The 20,807-nt window shown below is 66.7% G+C and carries 17 protein-coding genes and 1 pseudogene; 8 read left to right on the top strand and 10 right to left on the bottom strand.

Going from position 1 to position 20,807, the window contains the following annotated elements; translation table 11 throughout:
• Position 1: 1 nt before the first annotated feature.
• Both nagZ and QKY98_RS15645 read right to left on the bottom strand, forming a co-directional pair.
• Positions 2-994, bottom strand: a complete 993-nt coding sequence (gene nagZ, locus QKY98_RS15650) for a beta-N-acetylhexosaminidase (RefSeq protein ID WP_284671210.1) — start codon at positions 992-994, stop codon at positions 2-4.
• Positions 995-1,074: 80 nt separating this feature from the next.
• Complete coding sequence (locus tag QKY98_RS15645) at positions 1,075-1,785, bottom strand: TetR/AcrR family transcriptional regulator (RefSeq protein WP_007162390.1); 711 nt, start codon at positions 1,783-1,785, stop codon at positions 1,075-1,077.
• 235 nt (positions 1,786-2,020) lie between these two features.
• Here QKY98_RS15645 and lexA point away from each other — a divergent pair, with 235 nt between their 5' ends.
• Positions 2,021-2,632, top strand: a complete 612-nt coding sequence (gene lexA / locus QKY98_RS15640; RefSeq protein WP_007162389.1) for a transcriptional repressor LexA — start codon at positions 2,021-2,023, stop codon at positions 2,630-2,632.
• A 182-nt stretch (positions 2,633-2,814) separates the two neighbouring features.
• Entirely contained in the window at positions 2,815-3,315 is a 501-nt protein-coding gene (gene sulA / locus QKY98_RS15635; RefSeq protein ID WP_284671209.1) for an SOS-induced cell division inhibitor SulA, read from the top strand.
• A gap of 66 nt (positions 3,316-3,381) precedes the next feature.
• Here the strand turns inward: sulA and QKY98_RS15630 are convergent, their stop codons facing one another.
• The 6 genes from QKY98_RS15630 to fadB all read right to left on the bottom strand — a co-directional run bounded on the left by QKY98_RS15630 (position 3,382) and on the right by fadB (position 10,747).
• Positions 3,382-3,618: a hypothetical protein gene (locus tag QKY98_RS15630; protein ID WP_007162387.1), complete on the bottom strand. Its 237-nt coding sequence runs from the start codon at positions 3,616-3,618 to the stop codon at positions 3,382-3,384.
• Positions 3,619-3,748: 130 nt separating this feature from the next.
• On the bottom strand, positions 3,749-4,267 hold the full coding sequence (locus QKY98_RS15625; protein ID WP_007162386.1) for a DUF6586 family protein: 519 nt from the start codon (positions 4,265-4,267) through the stop codon (positions 3,749-3,751).
• A 58-nt stretch (positions 4,268-4,325) separates the two neighbouring features.
• A complete protein-coding gene (topA, locus tag QKY98_RS15620) occupies positions 4,326-6,932 on the bottom strand; it encodes a type I DNA topoisomerase (protein ID WP_027598369.1) in 2,607 nt (868 codons plus the stop codon).
• 149 nt (positions 6,933-7,081) lie between these two features.
• The gene (locus QKY98_RS15615) at positions 7,082-7,333 is read right to left on the bottom strand and encodes a DUF1653 domain-containing protein (protein WP_027598370.1); all 252 of its coding nucleotides are present in this window, start codon (positions 7,331-7,333) and stop codon (positions 7,082-7,084) included.
• A 72-nt stretch (positions 7,334-7,405) separates the two neighbouring features.
• Positions 7,406-8,584 (bottom strand): acetyl-CoA C-acyltransferase FadA, encoded by a 1,179-nt coding sequence (gene fadA / locus QKY98_RS15610; protein ID WP_007162383.1) that lies wholly within the window; start codon positions 8,582-8,584, stop codon positions 7,406-7,408.
• 15 nt (positions 8,585-8,599) lie between these two features.
• Positions 8,600-10,747, bottom strand: a complete 2,148-nt coding sequence (fadB, locus tag QKY98_RS15605; protein WP_284671208.1) for a fatty acid oxidation complex subunit alpha FadB — start codon at positions 10,745-10,747, stop codon at positions 8,600-8,602.
• A gap of 359 nt (positions 10,748-11,106) precedes the next feature.
• On the opposite strand from fadB, the gene QKY98_RS15600 reads away from it, so the two are divergent.
• The gene (locus QKY98_RS15600) at positions 11,107-11,547 is read left to right on the top strand and encodes a universal stress protein (RefSeq protein ID WP_007162381.1); all 441 of its coding nucleotides are present in this window, start codon (positions 11,107-11,109) and stop codon (positions 11,545-11,547) included.
• Between the two features lie 159 nt (positions 11,548-11,706).
• On the opposite strand, the gene QKY98_RS15595 is transcribed toward QKY98_RS15600, so the two are convergent.
• Positions 11,707-13,617, bottom strand: a complete 1,911-nt coding sequence (locus tag QKY98_RS15595) for an ATP-binding cassette domain-containing protein (protein WP_284671207.1) — start codon at positions 13,615-13,617, stop codon at positions 11,707-11,709.
• A gap of 220 nt (positions 13,618-13,837) precedes the next feature.
• Here QKY98_RS15595 and QKY98_RS15590 point away from each other — a divergent pair, with 220 nt between their 5' ends.
• The 5 genes and pseudogenes from QKY98_RS15590 to phnE all read left to right on the top strand — a co-directional run bounded on the left by QKY98_RS15590 (position 13,838) and on the right by phnE (position 19,214).
• Entirely contained in the window at positions 13,838-15,766 is a 1,929-nt protein-coding gene (locus QKY98_RS15590; protein ID WP_027598374.1) for a transglycosylase SLT domain-containing protein, read from the top strand.
• Positions 15,767-15,964: 198 nt separating this feature from the next.
• A complete protein-coding gene (locus tag QKY98_RS15585; protein ID WP_007162378.1) occupies positions 15,965-16,813 on the top strand; it encodes a putative selenate ABC transporter substrate-binding protein in 849 nt (282 codons plus the stop codon).
• Entirely contained in the window at positions 16,810-17,625 is an 816-nt protein-coding gene (locus QKY98_RS15580) for a phosphonate ABC transporter ATP-binding protein (RefSeq protein WP_284671206.1), read from the top strand. Before QKY98_RS15585 ends, QKY98_RS15580 begins: the two co-directional genes overlap by 4 nt.
• Positions 17,619-18,431: pseudogene (locus tag QKY98_RS15575) on the top strand (PhnE/PtxC family ABC transporter permease); the annotation flags it as partial. The gene QKY98_RS15580 and the pseudogene QKY98_RS15575, both read left to right, overlap by 7 nt.
• A 51-nt stretch (positions 18,432-18,482) precedes the next feature.
• Complete coding sequence (gene phnE / locus QKY98_RS15570) at positions 18,483-19,214, top strand: phosphonate ABC transporter, permease protein PhnE (protein WP_284671332.1); 732 nt, start codon at positions 18,483-18,485, stop codon at positions 19,212-19,214.
• Here the strand turns inward: phnE and selA are convergent.
• Positions 19,211-20,620: an L-seryl-tRNA(Sec) selenium transferase gene (selA, locus tag QKY98_RS15565; RefSeq protein WP_284671205.1), complete on the bottom strand. Its 1,410-nt coding sequence runs from the start codon at positions 20,618-20,620 to the stop codon at positions 19,211-19,213. The two genes, phnE and selA, sit on opposite strands and share 4 nt — an antisense overlap.
• Positions 20,621-20,807: the final 187 nt, after the last annotated feature.

Raw genomic sequence — 20,807 nt, 5'->3', positions numbered from 1 at the left:
TTTAGATGAGGTCAGCCTGGCGCAACCGCCGCAGGGCAAGACTCCACTGCGGTTGCTGCCGGTAATCGAGATCGACGTGGCGGCGGGCCCTCATGCTGGCCAGCCGCGGCGCGGGCGAGACGCCCAGCTGCTGCACCCGCGTCAGGGCCAGCTCGGCCGCTGCGCGGTCATTGCACACCAGCCCCATGTCGCAGCCGGCGCTGAGCGCGGCCTCGACGCGCTGGCCGGCATCGCCCGCCACGTGGGCGCCCGCCATCGACAGGTCGTCGCTGAAGATCACGCCCTGGTAATCCAGTTCGCCGCGCAGGATGTCCTGCAGCCAGCGCCGGGAAAAGCCGGCCGGCTGGGGATCCACCGCGGGATAGATGACATGAGCGGGCATCACCGCGCCCAGGGTCGGCAACAGGGCCTGGAAGGGGCGCAGGTCGGTGTGCAGCAGAATGTCCAGATCGCGCTCGTCGGTGGGAATGGCATAGTGGGAATCGGCTTCGGCCCAGCCATGGCCGGGGAAATGCTTCCCGGTCGCGGCCATACCGGCGTCGCCCATGCCGGCGATGAAGGCACCACCCAGTTCGATCACCTGCTCGGCTTTGCCGAAGGAACGTGCGCCTATGACCTGACTGCGCCCATGGTCGACGTCCAGCACCGGTGCGAAGCTGAAGTCCAGGCCCACCGCCAGGATCTCGGTCGCCATCAGCCAGCCGCAGAGGCGGGCCAGTTCCGCGCTGTCCGCGCGACCGCCCAGTTGCCCCATGGCCGGCAGGCGGACCACGTCACGACGCAGGCGCTGCACGCGACCGCCTTCCTGGTCCACGGCCAGCAGCAGTTCCGGCCGCAGGGCGCGGATGGCACGGCATAGCTCGCGAACCTGGCCCGGGGTTTCGATGTTGCGGGCGAACAGGATCAGTCCGCCCACCTCCGGCTGACGCAGCAGCTGGCGATCCTCGGCGGTGAGCCAGGTGCCAGCGATATCGACCATCAGGGAGCCTTGCATGGGTACCTCGTCCGAATGCTCCGGCGCACGGCGCCGTGAAAGGGACGCAAGCTTACCCCAGCCACCCTTGATGCCGCAGCCTAGTAGGTCTCGGCCGTCTCCACGGCGACCGGCCGCCGCGGCCGATACTGGGCCTGGGCCAGTTCCGGTGCGTGCATCGCCGTGGGCGCCCGCATGCCGGTGGCGAGAAAGGGCACCATCAGCCGCAGCACCTGGTCGGTGTGGGTATCGACGCCGAAGTCGTTCTCGCCGATTGCCCGCAGCGCCTTGATGCCGGACATGCTGAACACCGCTGCGCCGAGCATGAAGTGGGCGCGCCAGAACAGCTCCAGGGGCGGAATCTCGGGAACTGCCCGGTTCACCAGCAGCAGGAAGCGGCGGAAGGCACGGCCATAGGTCTGCTCCAGGTATTTGCGCAGGTGGCCCTGGCTCTGGCTGAACGCCAGTCCCAGCAGCCGCATGAACACCGAGAGGTCATTGCCATGCCGCGGCTTGATGGCCAGGGAGTGATCCACCAGCAGATTCAGCAGCGCCTCCAGGCTCACCTCCTCGCCATTCCTGGGCTGCCACTGATCCAGATCCCGCTCCAGGTTGAAGCAGAAGGGATCGAGAAAGCGCGAGAACACCGCCTGGATCAGGGCCTTCTTGGACCCGAAGTGATAGTTGACCGCCGCCAGGTTGACCCCGGCTCTGGTGGTGATGAGTCGCAGCGAGGTCTCGGCAAAGCCGCGCTCGGCGAACAGTTGCTCGGCCGCATCCAGAATGCGCTCCACGGTATCCGACTGCGCCATGACCTTCCCCGGTAGATGAATTCCGTTTGAAACATATGTTTCAAACGCTATCGAAGTCAATCGCGGTTCGGCCGGCGAGCGGCCAGCCAATGGCCTGGAAGCCGCGTCGTTCCACCCTCTGCGGGCTTTTGGTCACGATCGCGGCCTGTCGTCCGAAGTCGAGGTCGGCGGCCTTGCCTACAACCCGGAGTTACTGTATATAATCACAGCATCATTAGACGACGCGACGTGCATCATGCTGAAACTGACACCGCGACAAGCCGAGATCCTGGCCTTCATCAAGCGTTGCCTCGAAGCCAATGGCTTTCCGCCTACCCGCGCGGAGATCGCGCAGGAGCTTGGTTTCAAATCGCCGAATGCGGCCGAGGAGCACCTCAAGGCGCTGGCCCGCAAGGGTGCCATCGAGATGACGCCGGGCGCCTCCCGGGGCATCCGCATCCCGGGTCTGGATACTTCGCGCAAGGCCGACGAGAGCCTGCCGGTCATCGGTCGGGTCGCTGCGGGCGCTCCCATCCTGGCCGAGCAGAACGTCGAGGAAAACTGCGCCATCAACCCGGCCTTCTTCCAGCCGCGTGCCGACTACCTGCTCAAGGTCAAGGGCATGAGCATGAGAGACGTCGGCATCCTCGATGGCGACCTGCTGGCCGTCCATGTGACCCGCGAGGTGCACAACGGCCAGATCGTCGTGGCCCGGGTGGGCGACGAAGTCACCGTGAAGAGATTCAAGCGCTCGGGCAACCAGGTCACCCTGCTGGCGGAAAATCCCGAGTTCTCCCCTATCGAAGTCGATCTTTCCACTCAGGAATTCGCCATCGAAGGGTTAAGCGTTGGCGTCATCCGCCGCTAACGTCTAAGGCTGGCCTTCGGGCCAGCCGTTATCACGCCTTTATGCCTTACGCCGAAGTCTTGATCGGGGGTATCTGTTCGCGCTCCGGAAAGCGCTCAAGACCAGGCTGAGCACAGTGACGTCATGTATCCGTGGTACATGATCTCGAGTGGATTTGATCGAGTCGCCTCCAGGAGGTCGCCATGCAATTTCCCCTGATGTTCGATGCGCCGCGCTCGTCGGTTCAAGAGCTGGATCTGGCACCGGAGTTCCTGCTGCAGGAGCTGACCGCCTTTCTGCCCAAGCCCGGCAAGCCGGCCCGGGAACTGCCCGCCGCTCCACTGCCGGACACCTTCAGCGAGATGTCCCTGCACGGCAGCCAGGAACAGTGCCTGCAGTTGCTGGCGCCCATCCTGCGCCAGCTGAGCGACAAGGACGATGCCCGCTGGCTGACCCTGGTCACGCCGCCGTCGCTGCTCAGCAACGCCTGGTTGCGCAGCACCCATCTGAATCCGGAGCGTGTGCTTCTGCTGCAGACGCCGAGCGCTGCCAAGACGCTGCAACTGGGCTGCGAGGTGCTGCGCAAGGGGCAGAGCCATACTGTGATCAGCTGGTTGCACGACCTGAGCGATGCGGGCAAGCAGCAGCTGGCACGTGCCGCGGCCCAGGGCAACAGCCAGAGTCTGAACGTCAGATTCGCGTAGGAAGCAGGCGGCGGGACGGGATGTAGCGGCGGCATTCCAGGACGGAATGCCGGATCTGGAAAAGAATCAGTGCAGGACGCGCGGTTGATCGTCGCGCTGGAGGCTATCGCCTTCGGCCAGGCGCCCGGCCATCTGCACACCCAGGTTGAACATGGCCTTGGCCACCTCTATCTGCTGTCCATGCAGGAAATCCTTGGCATCGCTGGAAAACTCCAGGGTAACGAGGGCTTCCTCGTCGTCCGCACGGCGCAACACGATGCGACCATCGGAGAGTTCAACGATTTCCAGGTAGGCAGTAGTCATTCAGTATCTCCACAGCTAAGCGGACAGTGTAACAGCGTGGGGTCTGAGAGGCTGACTTGCCTGAGCCTTTTTCGACGGTCTGCAAGGCCATCGTCCTGACGGCCTCTACGGCATTGTAGCGAGAACTACCCTACCACTCGGTCATGGCGCCGCGGAATCTGAGCGCCGTCTGCTTGAGGCTTTCACGCCAGGCTTCCACCTCTTCGAGACCCAGCTCCGGCTCGGCCGGCTCCAGGCTGACCGCCTCGATCAACGGCAGCGTCGGATCCTGCTTGGGTCGCCGGGGTGCCTGGGGCGGCTGCAGCAGCCGCTGGTACTCGGCGATCAGTCGCGCCAGCCAGGTCTCGGGGTTACCGGCCAACTCGATCAGCTCGCCCATTTCCGGGCTGGGCGCTTCATTGAGCGCCTCGGGAGCGAGCAGAACGGCCAGCGAGGTGGCCTCCATGGTGGGGTGGCGGTAAAAGCCCGCCACTTCCTGACAGAGTCCCAGCAAGGCGCCGTGCAGGTGAAACAGGCAGGCTTCCCGCTCGGCCATGATCCGGCCCTGGCTTTGCGCGGCGGGCGCAGCCTGGGCCAGGCGCCAGCTTTCCAGGGCCAGACCGGCGAAGTACAGCTTCTGGTTGGTGCGGGTATAACGCTCGTTGGCCATGCCCTTCTCCTGGAGCCGGCTCACGCCGGCCTCCTGTCTGCAGTTGGCGCTAGAGACGCTAGCGCTTTTCTTCCACCTGCCACTTCTTGCCGTCGTAGAAGGCCTTCCAGCCGGTGGGCTTGCCCTCGACCTCGGTCTGCACGTACTGCTCCTTGGTCTTGCGGCTGAAGCGGATCACCGCCGGACGGCCTTCAGAGTCCTTCACCGGGGCACTGAGCAGATAATGGTACTTGGGATCAATCTCGTCGCGATGGGGCAGCAATTCGCTGACCAACGGCGCGCGGGTCTCGCGATTCTTCGGGAAGCCACTGGCAGCCAGGAACAGCCCCGAGGCGCCATCGCGCAGCACATAGGTGTCGTCGACCTTTTCGCAGCGCAGCTCCGGCATGGGCACGGCGTCCATCTTCGGCGGGGCCGGCTCGCCGTTCTTGAGCAGCTTGCGGGTGTTCTTGCAGGCCGGATTGGTGCAGCCGAAGAACTTGCCGAAGCGCCCGGTCTTGAGCTGCATCTCGCTGCCGCACTTGTCGCATTCCAGCGAAGGGCCTTCATAGCCCTTGATGCGATAGCTGCCCTCTTCGATCTCGTAGCCCGGGCAGTCCGGGTTGTTGCCGCAGACGTGCAGCTTGCGGTGCTCGTCGATCAGGTAGGCATCCATCGCCGTACTGCAGATCGGGCAACGGTGCTTGCCGCGCAGGACCAGGGACTCGGATTCGCCCTCGTCGTCTTCGGCAATCTCGTCGCCCGGCACCAGGTTGATGGTGGCCTTGCAGCGTTCCTTGGGCGGCAGGGCATAGCCCGAGCAGCCTAGGAACACCCCGGTGGACGCGGTGCGGATCATCATCGGCCGGCCGCAGACCTGGCAGGGAATGTCGGTCAGGGTGGGCTGGTTGGCCCTCATGCCCTTCTCGCCGGCCTCGGCGGTCTCCAGCTTCTGCTTGAAGTCGCCATAGAATTCGTCGAGCAGGTTCTTCCAGTCCCGCTCGCCCTGGGCAACGTTGTCCAGGTTGCCTTCCATGTTGGCTGTGAAGCTGAAGTCCATCAGGTTGGCAAAGCTTTCGTTGAGGCGATCGGTGACGATGTCGCCCATCTTCTCGGCATAGAAGCGGCGGTTGTGCACCGTCACGTAGCCACGATCCTGGATGGTGGAAATGATGGCCGCGTAGGTGGAGGGTCGGCCGATGCCGCGCTTCTCCAGTTCCTTGACCAGGCTGGCTTCCGAGAAGCGAGCCGGCGGCTTGGTGAAATGCTGGCTCGGGTCGAGCTTGACCAGGCCGAGGTCCTCGCCCTGCTTCATCTCGGGCAGGACGTCGTCGTCGCCCGGCTTGCTCTGCTGCGGCAGGACGCGGGTGTAGCCGTCGAACTTGAGGATGCGGCCGCGGGCACGCAGCTCGAAGTCACCCGCCGCGGCGGTCACCGTGGTGGACAGGTACTCGGCCGGCGGCATCTGGCAGGCCAGGAACTGGCGCCAGATCAGTTCGTACAGGCGCTCGGCGTCACGTTCCATGCCCGACAGGCTGTTGGGCTTGACGTTGACGTCGGACGGGCGGATGGCCTCGTGCGCCTCCTGGGCGCCTTCGCGGCTGCCGTAGACATTGGCCTTTTCCGGCAGGTACTGCTTGCCGAATTCGCTCTCGATATAGCCGCGGGCCATGGCGATGGCATCGCCCGACAGGTTGGTCGAGTCGGTACGCATGTAGGTGATGTAGCCGGCCTCATAGAGACGCTGGGCCATCATCATGGTCTTCTTCACCCCGAAGCCCAGGCGATTGCTCGCCGCCTGCTGCAGGGTGGAGGTGATGAAGGGTGCCGAGGGCCGGCTACTGGTCGGCTTGTCTTCGCGCTTGGCGATGCGATAGGCGGCCTTTTCCAGCTTGGCCAGGGCGGCCTTGGCCTGGGCTTCGTTCAGCGGCTTGAAGGCTTCGCCCTTCTCGCGCACCACTTCGAAGCGCACCTGGGCCTTTTTCGGCGTGGCCAGGTCGGCATGGATCTCCCAGTATTCCTCGGGGACGAAGGCGCGGATCTCGCGCTCGCGCTCCACCACCAGCTTGACCGCGACGGACTGCACCCGACCGGCGGACAGGCCACGGGCGATCTTCGACCACAGCAGCGGCGAGACCATGTAGCCGACCACGCGGTCGAGGAAGCGCCGCGCCTGCTGGGCGTTGACGCGATTGATGTCCAGCTCGCCGGGCTGGGAGAAGGCTTCCTGAATGGCCTTCTTGGTGATCTCGTTGAAGACCACGCGCTTATAGCGCGAGTCGTCGCCACCGATGGCTTCCCGCAGGTGCCAGGCGATGGCCTCCCCTTCGCGGTCCAAGTCGGTTGCGAGATAGACGGTGTCGGCGTCCTTGGCCAGGCGGCGCAGCTCCTCGATCACCTTTTCCTTGCCGGGCAGGATCTCGTAGTGGGCCTTCCAGCCGTGCTCGGGGTCGACGCCCATGCGGGCGAACAGCTGGCGCCGGGCCTTTTCCTTGGGTGACAGCGCGGGCGCCTCGGCGGCGGTCTTGCGCGTCTTGGCGGCGGGCTCCTTGGCGGTGCCGGCGCCGCTGGTGGGAAGGTCGCGGATGTGGCCGATGCTCGACTTCACCACGTACTGGTTGCCCAGGTACTTGTTGATGGTCTTGGCCTTGGCCGGGGATTCCACGATGACCAGCGATTTACCCATGGGAGAGTCAGATTCCTGCTTGAAAGCGATGAGCGAGCGAAAGGCGAGCGCCGGAACGGCGAATGGAGGACCAGAACGTCTTCAGTCTGGTGCGCCGGGGGCGGTCGGCCAACGCGGCACCGCTATATATAGTGGCGATGTCGGCAAGGTCAAGGCTGCGGCGTGGCATCCAGACCCAAGGGATCGGCTTCGACGCTGATCAGCGCGAAGCGCGGCACCTGCTCGCCATCGACCTGGACGCTCTCGCGAAACATGCTCAGAGGCCGGGCCCAGAGTCCGTATTCGCCGTACAGCGCCTGATAGATGACCAGCTCTTCCTCGGTCTCCGAATGCCGGGCCACGCCCAGTACCCGATACTGCTGACCCTTGTAGTGCCGGTAGAGTCCCGTCTGCAATGCCATGTTCCACCTCGAAAAAAGAAAACCGGGGCAGCCCTGGGGGCGCCCCGGTCGGATGACGCACGCTGCGGCGGATCAGCGCAGGCGTTCGAACACCGTGGTGATGCCCTGGCCGAGACCCACGCACATGGTGGCCAGGCCGAAGGTGCCGTCATTCTGTTTCATGACATTTAACAGCGTGCCTGAAATTCTGGCGCCAGAGCAACCGAAGGGGTGACCCAGGGCGATGGCACCACCGTGCAGATTGACCTTTTCCTCCATCTTGTCGAGCACCTTGAGGTCCTTGAGCACCGGCAGGGCCTGGGCCGCGAAGGCTTCGTTGAGTTCGATGAAATCGATGTCGGCGATGGTCAGACCGGCGCGCTTGAGCGCCTTCTGCGACGCCGGGACCGGACCGTAGCCCATGATCGCCGGATCGACACCGGCCACGGCCATGGCGCGGATCCTGGCCAGCGGCTGCAGGCCGAGGTCCTGGGCGCGCTGGGCCGACATGACCAGCATGCAGGAGGCGCCGTCGGTGATCTGCGAAGAGGTACCGGCGGTCACGGTACCGCCCTTGGGGTTGAAGGCCGGCTTCAGCGCCGCCAGGCCTTCGAGGGTGGTTTCCGGACGGATGGTCTCGTCATGGCTGAAGACCTTGAGGAAACCGTTCTCGTCGTGACCTTCCAGGGGAATGATCTCGTCCTTGAACTTGCCTTCCTGGGTGGCCTTCCAGGCCAGCTGGTGCGAGCGATAGCCGAACTGGTCCTGGGCCTCGCGAGTGATGCCGTGCATCTTGCCCAGCATCTCGGCGGTCAGGCCCATCATGCCGGACGCCTTGGCGGCATGCAGCGACAGCTGGGGATTCGGGTCGACGCCGTGCATCATGCCGACGTGACCCATGTGCTCCACCCCGCCGACGACGAAGACGTCGCCGTTGCCGGTCTGGATCGCCTGGGCGGCGGTGTGCAGGGCGCTCATGGAGGAACCGCACAGGCGGCTCACCGTCTGGGCGCCGCTGGTGTGCGGGATGCGGGTCAGCAGCGACGCCATGCGGGCGATGTTCCAGCCCTGCTCCAGGGTCTGGTTGACGCAGCCCCAGATCACGTCTTCCACCTCGGCCGGATTGACCTGGGGATTGCGGTCGAGGACCGCGTCGATCAGCCGCGCGGACAGGGTCTCGGCGCGGGTGTTACGGTGCATGCCGCCCTTGGAGCGACCCATGGGCGTGCGGGCGAAGTCGACGATGACGACGTCTCTCGGATTCAGACTCATTTCTTTACTCCAGGCTCAACCGAAGAAGCGTTGGCCAGCGGCGGCCATTTCGCGGAGTTTGGGGGTCGGGTGGTACAGCGGCCCGAGGTCGGCGTACTTGTCGGCCATGGCGACGAATTCGGCCACGCCCAGGCTGTCGATGTAGCGCAGCGCACCACCGCGGAAGGGCGGGAAGCCGATGCCGTAGATCAGGCCCATGTCGGCCTCGGCGGCGCTCTCGACGATGCCGTCCTCCAGGCAGCGCACGGCTTCCAGGCACAGCGGCACCATCATCCGCTCGACGATCTCCTCGTCGGTGAATTCACGCTGCTCGTAGGTGACCGGTGCCAGCACCTCGGCCACGGCCGGGTCGGCGACCTTCTTCGGCTTGCCCTTCTTGTCGGTCTCGTAGACATAGAAGCCCTTGCCGTTCTTCTGGCCGAAGCGCTGGGCTTCGTAGAGGGCGTCCACCGCGGTCTTGCGGCTTTCCTTCATGCGCTCGGGGAAGCCCTCGGCCATGACGTCGCGGGCGTGGTGGGCGGTGTCCATGCCGACCACGTCCATCAGGTAGGCCGGGCCCATGGGCCAGCCGAACTTCTCCATCAGCCGGTCGACGCGCTGAAAATCGGCCCCCTGGGCCAGCAGCGCGGCGAAGCCGCCGAAGTACGGGAAGAGGATGCGGTTGACCAGGAAGCCGGGGCAGTCGTTGACCACGATGGGGTTCTTGCCCATCTGGCGGGCATAGGCCACGGTGGTGGCGATGGCCTTCTCGCTGGTCTTCTCGCCGCGGATCACCTCGACCAGGGGCATCATGTGCACCGGGTTGAAGAAGTGCATGCCGCAGAAGTTTTCCGGACGCTTGAGCGCCTGGGCCAGCAGGCTGATGGAAATGGTGGAGGTGTTGGAGGTGAGGATGGCGTCCTCGCGCACCTGGCCTTCCACCTCGGCCAGCACGGCCTGCTTGACCTTGGGATTCTCGACCACGGCTTCGACCACCAGGTCGACGTTCTTGAAGTCGCCATAGGACAGCGTCGGGCGGATGCGATTGAGCGCCTCGGCCATCTTCGCCGGCTCCAGGCGGCCCTTCTCGACGCGCTTGTTGAGCAGCTTGCTGGCTTCGCTCAGGCCCAGCTCCAGGGCTTCGTCGCGAATGTCCTTCATCAGGATCGGAGTGCCCTTGAGCGCGGACTGGTAGGCGATGCCGCCACCCATGATGCCGGCGCCCAGCACGCTGGTCAGCTTGACCGGCGCGGCCTGCTTCTCCAACACCTTGGCCTTGCGCTTGAGCGCCTGGTCATTGAGGAACAGGCCGACCAGGCTGGCGGAGACCGAGGTCTGGGCCATCTTGGCGAAACCGGCGCCTTCGACTTCCAGTGCCTTGTCGCGGCCGTAGTTGGCGGACTTCTGGATGGCCTTGATGGCTTCCAGCGGTGCTGGATAGTGCGGACCGGCTTGGCTGGCGACGAAGCCCTTGGCCGATTCGAAGGCCATCATGGCTTCGATGGCATTGAGCTGCAGCTTTTCCAGCTTGGGCTTGCGCTTGGCGCGGTAGTCCAGCTCGCCGGCGGCGGCGCGGCGGACCAGGTCCAGGGCGGCGTCGAACAGGTGCTCGGGGGCGACCACGGCATCGGCCACGCCGACCTTGAGAGCGGTGGCGGCGTCGTTTTCCTTGCCGGACGCGATCCACTCGATGGCGTTGTCGCTGCCGATCAGGCGCGGCAGGCGGACGGTACCACCCCAGCCCGGATAGATGCCCAGCTTGACTTCCGGCAGGCCGATGCGCGCTGCGGTACTCAGCACCCGGTAGTCGGCGGCCAGGGTCATCTCGCAACCGCCACCCAGGGCGATGCCGCCCACGGCGGCCACGGTGGGCACCGGCAGGTCTTCGAAATCGTTGAAGATGCGGTTGATCTCGGCGATGCCGGCCTGCAGCTCTTCGGTCGGCCGACCGAACATCTCGACGAATTCGGTGATGTCGGCGCCGACGATGAAGACGTCCTTGCCGCTGGTGACGATGACGCCGCGCAGGCCGGCGTGGGCTTTCAGGGCATCCACGGCCTGGCGAAAATCGCGCAGGGTGATGGCGCTGAACTTGTTGACCGATTCGCCTTGGAGGTCGAAGCGAAGTTCGGCGATGCCGTCCTCCACGTCGCGCACCGAAAGGGCTTTGCCTTCGAAAATCATCAGCGGGTCTCCCTTGAGTCCTGGTCGCGAAGCGGGCGGCGGCTTGGGTGGAAGCCGAGAATCGCCAGCCCCGATATTGTTCTGTGGAGGGCACCGGCCGGGCCGGGGCGAAAATTCATACAACCGTTTGAACGGCTCGCACAACCTTCTGGCAAAAGCGGGCGCTTGTCAATTGGGACGCACGGGGAAAGCGCGAGCGGGGTTCGCGTGGCGGGCGCTTGAGCTTGGCGCGCTTCTGTGCAAGATAGCCGTGGAGCTATCCCCGACTCCTGGAGTCGAAACTACAAGTGGGCTAGAGCCTGCGAATCGAGCGCCAGCCACGGTACGGTCTGGCGCCCCATCATGAAGGAGAGATGTGTATGGCCTACCAACACATATTGGTTGCCGTCGACCTGACCGAAGATTGCCAGCCGGTGATCCGCCGTGCGGTTGCCCTGGGTCAGTGCTGTGGCAGCAAGGTGTCGCTGGTGCACGTGGTCGAGCCCATGGCCATGGCCTTTGGCGGCGACGTGCCTATGGACTTGTCGTCGCTGCAGCAGCAGCAGATCGAGCAGGCCCGCGAGCGACTGGATGGCTTCACCACCCAGTATGCGGAGCTGGCCGGCAATTGCGTGCTGGCCTACGGCCAACCGCGCCAGGAAATCCACCGCATGGCCAAGGAACAGGGCTGCGACCTGATCGTGGTCGGCAGCCACGGTCGTCACGGCCTGGCGCTGCTGCTGGGCTCGACGTCCAACGACCTGCTGCACGGCGCGCCCTGCGATACCCTGGCGGTAGCCCTGAAGAAAGACAAGGCCTAAGAGCCTGTTCAAAGTCTGCTGCGCGTCGGCCAAACGGTGTTGAAATGGCTTCGGAATGCTCATTTACCACGCGTAAACTCCGCTTCCTCAGCCATTTTCGCCTTGTTTGGCTCTAGCTCCGAGACTTTGAACGGGCTCCAAGTCCGCGGCCGGGCTGAATTACTCCAGTTCGGCCCAGCGTTCGATGAGGCGATCCAGTTCGGCCTGCAGCGCGTCCATTCGGGCGAGCTTGGCCTGGGTGACCTCGTTCGGCAGCTGGTAGAAGCCCGGATCGGCAATGGCGGTCTGCAGGGCCTCCAATTCGATCTCCACGGTTTCGATGGCGCCCGGCAGGGCGTCCAGCTCACGCTGTTCCTTGTAGCTGAGCTTGCGCTTGGCCGGCGCGGCGGCAGCGGCCACGGGTGCCGCAGCGGGCACGGGTTCGGCCTTGGCCGGCGCCGGCTTGCTGTCCTCCCGGGTCTGCACGCCGAGCAGACGCGGCGAGCCGCCCTGGCGCAGCCAGTCCTGGTAGCCACCGACGTATTCGCGGACCCGCCCTTCCCCCTCGAACACCAGGGTGCTGGTCACCACGTTGTCGAGGAAGGCCCGGTCGTGGCTGACCATCAGCACGGTGCCCTCGAAACTCAGCAGCACCTCTTCCAGCAGCTCCAGGGTCTCGACGTCGAGGTCGTTGGTGGGTTCGTCCAGCACCAGCAGGTTGGCCGGCTTGCTGAACAGCTTGGCCAGCAGCAGGCGCGCGCGTTCGCCACCGGACAGCGCCTTGACCGGCGTGCGGGCACGCTGGGGGCTGAACAGGAAGTCGCCCAGGTAGCTCAGCACATGCCGATCCTGGCCGTTGATGGTGATGAATTCGCGACCCTCGGCGAGGTTGTCGATCACCGTCTTTTCCGGTTCCAGTTGCAGGCGCAGCTGGTCGAAATAGGCGATCTCCAGCTTGGTGCCGTACTGGATCTTGCCGGCGGTGGGCTGGAGGTCACCCAGCAGCAGCTTGAGCAGGGTGGTCTTGCCCGAGCCGTTGGGGCCGAGCAGGCCGATGCGATCGCCGCGCTGGATCAGCAGGGTCAGGTCGCGGATCAGGGGTTCGCCGCCGGGATGGGCATAGCTCATGTGCTCGGCGAGGATGACCTGCTTGCCGGACTTGTCGGCGGTTTCCAGCAGCAGATTGGCCTTGCCCTGGCGTTCGCGGCGCTCGCTGCGTTCGTTGCGCATGGCCTTGAGCGCACGGACCCGACCTTCGTTGCGGGTACGGCGGGCCTTGATGCCCTGGCGGATCCAGACTTCTTCCTGGGCCAGGCGCTTGTCGAACAGGGCGTTGGCGGTCTCTTCGGCCGCCAGTTGCTGCTCCTTGTGCACCAGGAAGCTGGCGTAGTCGCCCTGCCAGTCGATCAGGTTGCCGCGATCCAGTTCGAGGATGCGGGTGGCCAGGGCCTGGAGGAAGGCGCGGTCGTGGGTGATGAACAGTACAGCACCGGGATAACCGCGCAGGGCGTCTTCCAGCCAGGCGATGGCGCCGATGTCCAGGTGGTTGGTGGGCTCGTCGAGCAACAGCAGATCCGGCTCGGCCACCAGCGCCTGGGCCAGCAGCACGCGCCGCCGCCAGCCGCCGGACAGTTCGGCGAGGGTCTTTTCCGCCGGCAGCTGCAGCCGGCTCAGGGTGCTTTCCACCAGTTGCTGCAGGCGCCAGCCGTCACGGGCCTCCAGCTCCTGCTGGACGTGCATGAGCCGCTCCATGTCCAGTTCGCCGCTGGTGTCCTGGGTCAGGTGGTGGTACTCGGCGAGCAATTCGCCGACGCCGGCCAGGCCTGCGGCCACCACGTCGAACACCGAGCGGTCGTCGGCGCGCGGCAATTCCTGCGGCAGTTCGCCGATCTTCAGCGCCGGGGCGCGCCAGACCTCGCCGTCATCGGCCTGCTGCTCGCCCTTGACGATGCGCAGGAGGCTGGATTTTCCGGTGCCGTTGCGGCCGATGATGCATACCCGCTCGCCCCGCTCGATCTGCCAGGACACCCCGTCCAGCAAGGGGGTGACGCCAAAGGCCAGGGATACGTTGGTGAACTTGAGCAGCGCCATGGGTTTCTCCGCGAAAAAGGCCAGCCAGTCTAGCAGAGACGCCCACCCCGGCGCCGGTCGACACGAGCCGGCGAAACGCCCGGACCGCCCGACGGCAGGCCATGGCCGACGCTTTCGCCGCCTGGCGCCGGCACGTAAGCTAGACTGCCCCGTGACGGTCGGCCGCCTGCCTTGCGCAGTGCGCGCCGCCCCCTCCGCATCCAGCTTTTACGGAATTCCCATGCGCGGTCGCCTGTTCGTCATCCTGCCCCTGCTCCTCGCTCCCCTGATCGGCTCCACCACCTCGCAAGCCGCTCCCCTGGAGCAGCAGCGGCAACTCTACGACCAGGCCAAGGCGGCGCTGGACCGCGGCGATGCCAGTGTCTACCTGGCCAATCGCGGCGAACTGCGCACCTATCCGCTGGAGCCCTATCTGGCCTATGACGAGCTGATCAAGCGCGTCCCCGGGGCCAGCGATGCCGAGATCGAGACCTTTCTCGCCGAGCACGGCGATCTGCCGCAGTCCAACTGGCTGCGCCTGCGCTGGCTGCGCAGCCTGGCCGATCGTGGCGACTGGAATCGCTTCGAGAAATACTATTCGCCGGACTTCAACTTCACCGAGCTGGACTGCCTGCACGGCCAGTACCTGATCGCCCAGGGCAATGCCAGCGAGGGCTTCAAACTGGCGGAGAAATACTGGCTGGTGGGCAAGGCCCAGCCGACCACCTGCGACGGCCTGTTCCAGGCCTGGGCGGCGCGCGGGCAACTCACCGAGGAGCGCGTCTGGGAGCGTGCCAAGCTAGCCGCCGACAAGGGCGAGTACGGCCTGGTGCGCACCCTGTCCGCCCAGTTGCCGACGCTGTCCGGCCAGGCCCAGCGGCTGATCGACGTGGCCCAGAAGCCGCAGCAGATCGCCAATGTCCAGGCCTTCGCCCCGGCCAGCGAGAGTCTCGCCGACGTGGTCGGCCTGGGCCTGCGCAAGCTGGCGCGCCAGGACCCGGAACAGGCCATGAGCCTGCTCGAAATCTACAGCCAGCGCATGCCCTTCACCCGCGATGAAAAGGTCGCCATCGCCCGCCAGATCGGCCTGACCCTGGCAAAGAATTTCGATCCCCGCGCCCTGCCGCTGATGGAGCGCTATGATCCCGAGCTGCGGGACGACGACGTCAGCGAATGGCGAGCCCGCCTGCTGCTGCGCCTGGGTCGCTGGAGCGATGCCCATGCGCTGATCGAGCGCTTTCCGCCGAGCCTGGCCAAGGCCAATCGCTGGGAATACTGGCGCGCCCGCACCCTGGAGCTGATGCAGCCGCAGAGTCCGGCGGTGCTGCGGGAATACGCCGAGGTCAGTCGCGAGCGCGACTACTACGGCTTCCTTGCCGCGGACCGCAGCAAGGCGCCCTATCAGCTCAACAACAAGCCGCTGATGCTCAGCGACGCCCTCAAGCGCAAGGTGCGCAACACCCCCGGCGTGCAGCGGGCCCTGGAATTCATCGCCCGTGGCGAGCCGATCAATGCTCGCCGCGAGTGGTTCTATGTCAGCCGTCACTTCAACCGTGACGAACTGGTGGCCCAGGCACGCATGGCCTACGACATGCAGTGGTACTTCCCGGCGATCCGCACCATCAGCCTGGCCAAGTACTGGGACGACCTGGACATCCGCTTCCCCATCGCCTATCGCGAGAGCTTCGTGCGCGAGGCCCAGACCCGCGGTCTGCACAGCAGCTGGGTGTTCGCCATCACCCGCCAGGAGAGCGGCTTCATGGCCGATGCGCGCTCCGGGGTGGGCGCCATGGGGCTGATGCAGCTGATGCCGGCCACCGCCAGCCATACCGCCAGCAAGTTCGCCATTCCCCTGGCCTCGCCGCAACAGGCGCTGACCCCGGAGAAGAACATCCAGCTGGGCACCGCCTATCTGTCCATGGTCCATGCCCAGTTCAACGGCAACCGGGTGCTGGCCTCGGCGGCCTACAACGCCGGTCCCGGCCGGGTGAAGCGCTGGCTGACGGGCGCCCGCCACCTGGCCTTCGATGTCTGGGTGGAGACCATTCCCTTCGACGAGACGCGCCAGTACGTGCAGAACGTGCTGGCCTATGCGGTGATCTACGGGCAGAAGCTCAATTCGCCGCAACCCCTGGTGGACTGGAACGAGCGTTTCTTCGACGAGACCTGAGTGCTCGCCGACCCGTCCTGACACCACCGCAGCGGACTCGCATGCCGGGTCGCGTCCGCTGCCTAACCCCTTCCCAGAGCCGTCGCGCCACGCCGCAGCTGCATCCTGCCAGGCCCGCGGCCTCGTGGCGGCTGCGCAAAACAGCGCCACCCCCTATACTGCAGCCCCTTTTTTTCCGCTATTGAACCGGAGAAACCCATGCTCAAGCGTTCGCTGGCCCTGGCAGCAGGCCTGGCCCTGTCCCTGACTTCCCTGCTCTCCCACGCCGCCGACGAACTGCGCGTCTCGGCCATTCCCGACGAGGCGCCCACCGAGCTGATCCGCAAGTTCAAGCCGCTGGGTGAATACTTGGAGCAGCGTCTGGGCATGCCGGTGAAATTCGTCCCGGTGTCCGACTATGCCGGCGTGGTGGAAGCCATGGCCTCGGATCGCCTGGACCTGGCCTGGTTCGGCGGTTTCACCTTCGTCCAGGCGCAGCGCAAGGCGCCGATGACCCCCCTGGTGCAGCGCGCAGAAGATCAGCAGTTCACCAGCAAGTTCATCACCGCCGACCCGGCCGTGAAGACCCTGCAGGACCTCAAGGGCAAGACCTTCGCCTTCGGTTCGGTCTCTTCCACCTCGGGCAGCCTGATGCCGCGCTACTTCATGCAGCAGGACGGCATCGTTCCCGAGCAGTTCTTCTCGCGGGTGGCCTATTCCGGCGCCCATGACGCCACCGTCGCCTGGGTCGCCGCGGGCAAGGCCGATGCCGGCGTGCTCAACGCCTCGGTGTGGAAGAAGCTGGTCGACGCCGGCAAGGTCGACACCAGCAAGGTCCGGGTCATCTCCACCACCCCGGCCTACTACGACTACAACTGGACGGTGCGCGGCAATCTGGATCCGCAACTGGCGGCCAAGATCAAGCAGGCCTTCCTCGACCTGGATCCGGCCAAGCCAGCCGACAAGGCGATCCTCGACCTGCAGGCGGCCAGCCGCTTCGTGCCGACCTCGCCGGACAACTACAAGAGCATCGAGGCTTCCGCCCTGGCGGCCGGCCTGCTCAAGTGAGTCTCGCCCTCAGGGGCGTGACGCTGGTACACGCCGACGGGTCGCCCGCCCTGGCCGATCTCGACCTCAACCTGCAGCAGGGTGAGCAGGTCGCGCTGATCGGTCCGTCCGGGGCGGGCAAGACCAGCCTGCTGCGCCTGCTGGCCACCGGGCTGCGGCCGCTCGCGGGTGAGCTGGAGCTGCTCGACCAGCAGCCCTGGAGCCTGGGCAACCGGGCGCGGCGCCAGTTGCGCGCCCGCATCGGCCTGATCCACCAGGCGCCGCCCTTGCCGGCGCGCCAGCGCGTCATCACTGCGGTGCTGGCCGGACGTCTCGGCCAGTGGTCGCTGGCGCGCAGCCTGGTCAGCCTGGTGCATCCGCTGGATCGCGCCGGCGCCGCGGCGGCCCTGGCGCCGCTGGATCTCGCCGATCGCCTCTACTCCTCCTGCGATCAGCTGTCCGGTGGCCAGTTGCAGCGAATCGGCATCGCCCGGGCGCTCTACCAGCAGCCGCAGCTGCTGCTCGCCGACGAACCCGTGTCGGCCATGGACCCGGTGCTGGCCGCCCATACCCTGGAGGTGCTGAGCGACGCCGCGGCGCGCCAGGGCACCACCCTGGTCACCAGCCTGCACAACGTCGAACTGGCGTTGCAGCGCTTTCCGCGCATCCTCGGTCTGCGGGCCGGGCGGCTGCTGTGGGACAAGCCCGCCAGCGCAGTCACCCCGACCGACCTCGCCGACCTTTATGCCAATGAAGGCCTGAGCACCACCCTCAAGCCTGCCGCCCCGGCCCCGGCCCCGGCCGAGACGCCGCTCGACCTGCCGCGATGCTGACCTCGCCTCGCCAAGACCCGGCCGCCCGGCCCCGGCTGCTGCTCACCCTGCTGGCCCTGCTGCTGGCCTGGCCGACGCTGCGCCTGGCGGAATTCGATCTGCTGGGTCTCTTCACCGGCGACAACGCCCGCACCATGGGCAACTTTCTCGCCGGCTTCTGGCCGCCCGCCCATGACGCCGACTTTCTCGCCGTGCTCGGGCGCGCCACCCTGGAAACCCTGGCCATCGCCACCCTGGGCATGGCCCTGGCGGCGCTGATCGCCCTGCCCGCCGCCCTGCTCGCCACCCGTGTCCTGTCGATCTCCGCCCTGCCCCGCGGCGGACGTCCAGGCCGCCTGCCGCGCCTGCTCCGCGGACTGGTGCGCGGGGTGCTGATCGTCCTGCGCAGCGTGCCGGAGATCGTCTGGGCGCTGCTGTTCGTCCGCGCCGTAGGCCTGGGTCCCACCGCCGGGGTGCTGGCCATCGCCATCACCTACGGCGGCATGCTGGGCAAGGTCTATGCGGAAATCTTCGAATCGGTCGATCCCCGCCCGGCGCGGGCCCTGCTGCTACAGGGCGCCAGTCGCCTGCAGGCCTTCGTCTATGGCGTGCTGCCCAACGCCGCGGGCGAGATGATTTCCTACAGCGTCTATCGCTGGGAGTGCGCCGTTCGCGCCTCGGTGGTGATGGGCTTCGTCGGCGCCGGCGGGCTCGGCCAGCAGGTCGATCTGTCGCTGCGCATGTTCGCCGGTGGCGAGGTGGCCAGCCTGCTGCTGACCTTCCTGGTGCTGGTGCTCCTGGCCGATGTGCTCAGTCGCCTGCTGCGCCAGGTGGAGCGTGGTCCGGGCCGGGGCCGGGGCGCTCTGACGGTGCTGGCCATGGGCGCCGCCCTGGTGGCGTCCGCCAGCTACCTGGGCACCGCCTTCGGCGAATTGCTGAGCGCTCGCGCCCTAGGCCAGATGGGCAGCTTCCTGGCCGACTTTCTCCAGCCGGACTTCTCCCTCGCCCAGCTGTCGGCCGTGGCCCACGGCGCCTTAGAAACCCTGGCCATGTCGGCCCTGGGTACCCTGCTCGCCGGGCTGCTCGGCATCCTGCTGGCGCTGCCGGCGGCCGGGCGCCTAGGCCTGGGCGCCCTGGCGCTGGCGCGGCTGCTGCTCAATGCCCTGCGCGCCGTGCCGGAACTGGTCTGGGCGGCGCTGATGGTGCTGGCCGCCGGCCTGGGACCCAACGCCGGCACCCTGGCGCTGGCCCTGCACACCGCCGGGGTGCTCGGTCGGCTGTTCGCCGAAGCCCTGGAAAACACCCCCAAGGCGCCCGCCGAAGCCATTCGCCTGGCCGGCGGTGGCGCGCTGGCGGCCTTTCTCTACGGCACCCTGCCGGCGGTCTGGCCGCAGTTGCTGGCCTATCTGCTCTATCGCTGGGAAAACAATATCCGCATGGCCAGCATCCTCGGCTTCGTCGGCGCTGGTGGCCTGGGGCAGCAGCTGTACTTCAGCCTGAGCCTGTTCCAGCAGGCCCAGGCCGCCACCGTGATCCTCGGCATGCTGGTGCTGGTGCTGGGCGTGGATCTGCTGAGCAATTGGGCCCGGCAGCGCTGGGTCGTCCGTTAACGAATCTCCGGCAGCAGCAGCGCTGGCAATTGCGCGAGAAAGGCGGCTTCGTCGTCGAGCTGGCGCAGGTCCAGCCAGAGCGCATCGGCGTCGATGCGCCCCACCACCGGGATGGGTAGCTGGCGCAGGCCTTCTTCCAGTTGTCGCAAGGCGCGCCCACGCAGGCGCTTGCTGACCTGGGGGCGACAGCACAGCGCCGCCCCGGGCAGGCGGGCCACCGGCTGGGCGCCACTGCCGATCATGCCAAGCGCCGGCTCCACGCTGACCGCATAGGTCGTGCCCAGCACGGCGGCGAAGGCCGGTAGCAGCCGCTCGGCCTGGGTGGTGATGGCCTCGGCCGGGCGCGACAGCAGGCGCAGGCTGGGCAACCGCTCGGCCAGTCGATCCGGATCGCGATAGAGCGCCAGGGTCGCCTCCAGGGCGGCCAGGGTCAGCTTGTCGACCCGCAACGCCCGCTTGAGCGGATTCTTCTTGATGCGCTCGATGAGGTCGCGGCGACCGACGATGAGGCCGCACTGGGGACCGCCGAGCAGCTTGTCGCCACTGAAGGTCACCAGGTCGGCGCCGTCGCGCAGGGCCTGCTGCACCGTGGGTTCGGCGGGCAGTCCCCAACGGGTCAGGTCCACCAGGGTGCCGCTGCCCAGGTCTTCCAACAGCGGCACTTTATGGGCGCGGGCGATGGCGGCCAGCTCCGCCGTAGCCACGCTGGCGGTAAAGCCCTGGACGCTGTAGTTGCTGGTGTGCACCCGCATCAGCAGCGCGGTGCGCGGGCCGATGGCAGCTTCGTAATCGCGGGCATGGGTACGGTTGGTGGTGCCCACCTCCACCAGCTTGACCCCGGCGCGGACCATGATGTCGGGGATACGAAAGGCGCCACCGATCTCGATCAGCTCGCCGCGGGACAGCACCCCTTCCTTGCGTGCGCCTATGGCATGCAGGGCCAGCAGGACCGCCGCGGCGTTGTTGTTGACCACCGTCACCGCCTCGGCGCCGGTGAGTTCGCGCACCAGGTCGGCGACCAGGTCGTCGCGATCGCCGCGTTTGCCAGTGGCCAGGTCGAATTCCAGATTCATCGGCTGACGCGCGGCCTCGGCTACCGCGGCGATGGCCTCTTCCGCCAACAGCGCCCGCCCCAGGTTGGTGTGCAGCACCGTGCCGGTGAGGTTGAACACCCGCCGCACCCGCGGCTGGCTGTGCAACGCCAGGCGCTCGCCCAGGCGCCCGGCCAGCACGCCCTCCTCCACCTCCACCGCGGTCAGGGTGCCGGCCCTCAGGGCCTCGCGCAGATCGTCCAGCAGCAAGCGATAGCCGCCAAGGACCTGCTCGCGACCGTGGCGTTCCTCCAGCGGACGCGAAGCGGGATGGCGCAGCAGGCGGTCGATGGACGGCAGGCGGATGGCGGTCATGGGAGCCTCTTGGGTCGAGTCGACCCCCAGTGTAGCCCGAACCCGCGGCGGGTCGACCAGGGGCGCCGGACTGCCGCAGGCTCGTCCCGCCCTGGGAGAGAGCGGCCCGAACCCGGACCCGGGGCGTCCGGAAATGACCCCCGGGTTCCCGGTTTGCCGCGTGCCAGAGCCCGTCCTAGGATGGTTT

The sequence above is a fragment of the Pseudomonas sp. HR1 genome (genome assembly GCF_030175875.1).
In the GTDB taxonomy this organism is placed as follows: domain Bacteria; phylum Pseudomonadota; class Gammaproteobacteria; order Pseudomonadales; family Pseudomonadaceae; genus Chryseomonas; species Chryseomonas oryzihabitans.
This window is presented reverse-complemented; position numbering and strand designations above follow the sequence as displayed.

Coding starts and splice junctions, on each gene's coding strand:
- nagZ (WP_284671210.1), bottom strand. CDS start 994: ATGCAAGGCTCCCTGATGGTCGATATCGCTGGCACCTGGCTCACCGCC.
- QKY98_RS15645 (WP_007162390.1), bottom strand. CDS start 1,785: ATGGCGCAGTCGGATACCGTGGAGCGCATTCTGGATGCGGCCGAGCAA.
- lexA (WP_007162389.1), top strand. CDS start 2,021: ATGCTGAAACTGACACCGCGACAAGCCGAGATCCTGGCCTTCATCAAG.
- sulA (WP_284671209.1), top strand. CDS start 2,815: ATGCAATTTCCCCTGATGTTCGATGCGCCGCGCTCGTCGGTTCAAGAG.
- QKY98_RS15630 (WP_007162387.1), bottom strand. CDS start 3,618: ATGACTACTGCCTACCTGGAAATCGTTGAACTCTCCGATGGTCGCATC.
- QKY98_RS15625 (WP_007162386.1), bottom strand. CDS start 4,267: ATGGCCAACGAGCGTTATACCCGCACCAACCAGAAGCTGTACTTCGCC.
- topA (WP_027598369.1), bottom strand. CDS start 6,932: ATGGGTAAATCGCTGGTCATCGTGGAATCCCCGGCCAAGGCCAAGACC.
- QKY98_RS15615 (WP_027598370.1), bottom strand. CDS start 7,333: ATGGCATTGCAGACGGGACTCTACCGGCACTACAAGGGTCAGCAGTAT.
- fadA (WP_007162383.1), bottom strand. CDS start 8,584: ATGAGTCTGAATCCGAGAGACGTCGTCATCGTCGACTTCGCCCGCACG.
- fadB (WP_284671208.1), bottom strand. CDS start 10,747: ATGATTTTCGAAGGCAAAGCCCTTTCGGTGCGCGACGTGGAGGACGGC.
- QKY98_RS15600 (WP_007162381.1), top strand. CDS start 11,107: ATGGCCTACCAACACATATTGGTTGCCGTCGACCTGACCGAAGATTGC.
- QKY98_RS15595 (WP_284671207.1), bottom strand. CDS start 13,617: ATGGCGCTGCTCAAGTTCACCAACGTATCCCTGGCCTTTGGCGTCACC.
- QKY98_RS15590 (WP_027598374.1), top strand. CDS start 13,838: ATGCGCGGTCGCCTGTTCGTCATCCTGCCCCTGCTCCTCGCTCCCCTG.
- QKY98_RS15585 (WP_007162378.1), top strand. CDS start 15,965: ATGCTCAAGCGTTCGCTGGCCCTGGCAGCAGGCCTGGCCCTGTCCCTG.
- phnE (WP_284671332.1), top strand. CDS start 18,483: ATGGGCGCCGCCCTGGTGGCGTCCGCCAGCTACCTGGGCACCGCCTTC.
- selA (WP_284671205.1), bottom strand. CDS start 20,620: ATGACCGCCATCCGCCTGCCGTCCATCGACCGCCTGCTGCGCCATCCC.